The sequence below is a fragment of the Bacillus sp. AFS018417 genome (genome assembly GCF_002560985.1).
Taxonomy (GTDB): domain Bacteria; phylum Bacillota; class Bacilli; order Bacillales; family Bacillaceae_G; genus Bacillus_A; species Bacillus_A rhizoplanae.
Genome location: NZ_NTTM01000103.1, coordinates 1 through 2295, shown reverse-complemented (window position 1 = coordinate 2295; position 2295 = coordinate 1). Strand labels below are relative to the sequence as shown.

General features: G+C 32.7%; 3 protein-coding genes and 1 pseudogene. 3 read left to right on the top strand and 1 reads right to left on the bottom strand.

The annotated features are described in order from the left end of the window. The first annotated feature begins 136 nt into the window (after positions 1–136). From CN326_RS24820 to CN326_RS23405, 3 genes are all read left to right on the top strand, one after another. Positions 137–298, top strand: a complete 162-nt coding sequence (locus tag CN326_RS24820; protein ID WP_097795902.1) for a hypothetical protein — start codon at positions 137–139, stop codon at positions 296–298. A gap of 356 nt (positions 299–654) precedes the next feature. Next, complete coding sequence (locus tag CN326_RS23410) at positions 655–1140, top strand: hypothetical protein (RefSeq protein ID WP_098311338.1); 486 nt, start codon at positions 655–657, stop codon at positions 1138–1140. Positions 1141–1427: 287 nt separating this feature from the next. Further along, entirely contained in the window at positions 1428–1886 is a 459-nt protein-coding gene (locus CN326_RS23405) for a hypothetical protein (protein WP_098311337.1), read from the top strand. 224 nt (positions 1887–2110) lie between these two features. On the opposite strand, the pseudogene CN326_RS23400 reads toward CN326_RS23405, so the two are convergent. Then, positions 2111–2295: pseudogene (locus CN326_RS23400) on the bottom strand (IS4 family transposase); the annotation flags it as partial.

Here is a 2295-nt window from a genome sequence, read left to right as displayed (position 1 = left end):
CAACAAATGTTATAGATAAATATGGTAAAATACACATAGAGCAACAGCTCAAAAAGTAAAATGGTGATTCAAGTTGAAAAAGTACTCATTTGGGTGCTTTTTTCTCTGTCTTACATATACAAAAGGGGATTTCATCATGAATATTATCGACTTAGAACTAGTACGAAAGCGAAAAATAAAGGAAAATAAAATGATTACAATACCAATTATTGAACGGGTCTTTGAAGTAAATGGAGAAATTCAGTTTGAAGTAACTGGTGAAAAAGAAATTCCTATTGCTTGGCTAGAAAGGGAATAGATATTTCTGTCCTTTAAATAAACAAGAACCTGTAGTATTCCTACAAGGGGTACTGACGGTAAAACGCGGATTTTATACGCCCAGGATATGCAGGATTTCATGCAGGCTACGAAAACGGTTTAAACTGCTAAATGCTGTTATGACAGGGATGTATGAACTCCTGCATACAGCGGAGGGAACAGAAGGCTGGCAAACTCTTGGTATGAATGGATTCCTGAGATTTAGTTACTGCTGATAATGAGACGTTATGTTAACCTTGCATGAATAGAGTATACATAAAGGAGTCTTCCCATTTTATATAGAACCTAGAAAAGTCCCAATAAAATTCGCAAAGTATAAGGAGATAGGGTGATAATATGCATATTTGGACACTGACGAATTGGCAAAAACATTATAATCTTGAAGAGAAAAATCACCGCACTGGATTACGATTAAAATTTGATAAAGATGTTGATTCTGAAGTAAGAAGAGCAATTAAAGAATTTTGTAAATGGTTGCGACAAGAATATTTTTTCCCAATTAGAGTGCCTATATATGTGAAGTCTGCATATAAAATTAAAGCAATGGATGGAGAGTTAGTTTATGGAACATTCTTCGAGCCGTTTGATCGAAATGATGAACCGTATATTCGCATTTCAACAGGGGATTATTATGATACGTTAGAGAAACATGGAAAAGATAATGCATTAGGATTTTATCTGGTTACTATTGCACATGAGTTGACCCATTATTTTCAATGGATTAATGATATAAATTTAACCGCAATTGGATATGAAAGGCAATCTACTACCTATTCAGGATATATTATTGATGAATATAAAGAAACGAGAGAGCACCCTTAATAATCTCCTTAATTAATAAATTCGGTTTTATCTGTCCAAATTGTGTCTAAACGTACAATTTTCTTTTTTGAGAAGTTATAATCCTAATTTCCAATAACACTAATTATGTGAACACGAAAGTCCCCCAGTTAAACAATCTGGAGGACTTTTAATAGTTTTTTAAATACATTGAATCCCGATAATGAGACGTTATGTTAACCTTAAATGAATATGATATTCACCACTTTTTAGATAGGGTCTTATAAAAGCTACGACGAAATAAGATGATATAAGAGGAGGAGAATATTTTGTTTAAATGGTTTTGGAAGAAAAAAAGAAATGGTGAGACTGCAAACGAGTTTAATCAATACATAGAAATACCAAAGAGTGAAATAAACGAAGACCTAAAACAAAGGATTATGGAATTGGAAAGGATTAGTGAAGAGTTTTGTAATAAATATCAAGAAATGTACAAAGAAGCCTTTAAAAAAAACGGAAAAGAAAACTTAAGATTGTGGATTACAAGAGATATAGATGGTGATTGCTTAGAATCCATTACTTCTAATGAATGTTTAGATTATGAATATAGATCAGAAATTGGATTTGATTATGATGGACCAAAAACATGGGAGGTCTGTACTATCCATCTTTGGTACTATTATCAAGGATATTTCAAAAATAGTGGTGTAGGAACATTTTATAACGGAACTATTGAACAATTAGAAAAAGAAATTATAGAAACACTGGAACATTTACTCAATGAGTAAGAACTTCCGCTAACGATAATTATGTAAATGAGCTGTCCATATGGGCAGCTTATTGTATTTTTTGCTTAGCGTGGTTTTTTTCCAAAATGCTGGCGTTACCCCATGCCCATCAAGCTAAGGGTGGGTCTCCCATGAACTTCCGTTCTTGTTGCCTACATGCTTGATAATTTGTTTATTTGTTTTTAAAAATACGCATACCAAATAAACCTTGATATGGTGTATTTTTAAAGATTATCAGTTTTCTGCTTTAGATTGGATACAGTAAACTGATAAACGACACCTAAAATATCAAAGACTGTCTTTTTCTCATATCGATGGGATTTCCGTCCGTTTTTCTGTAAGAGGTCAAACAGACGAAGGAAAATTTTTGATACTTCTTGGGTGTCTTTTTGTATAGCTTCATATACTA

Bases quoted from the DNA above. Each gene is read 5' to 3' on its own strand.
- CN326_RS24820 (WP_097795902.1), top strand. From the start codon at position 137: ATGAATATTATCGACTTAGAACTAGTACGAAAGCGAAAAATAAAGGAA.
- CN326_RS23410 (WP_098311338.1), top strand. From the start codon at position 655: ATGCATATTTGGACACTGACGAATTGGCAAAAACATTATAATCTTGAA.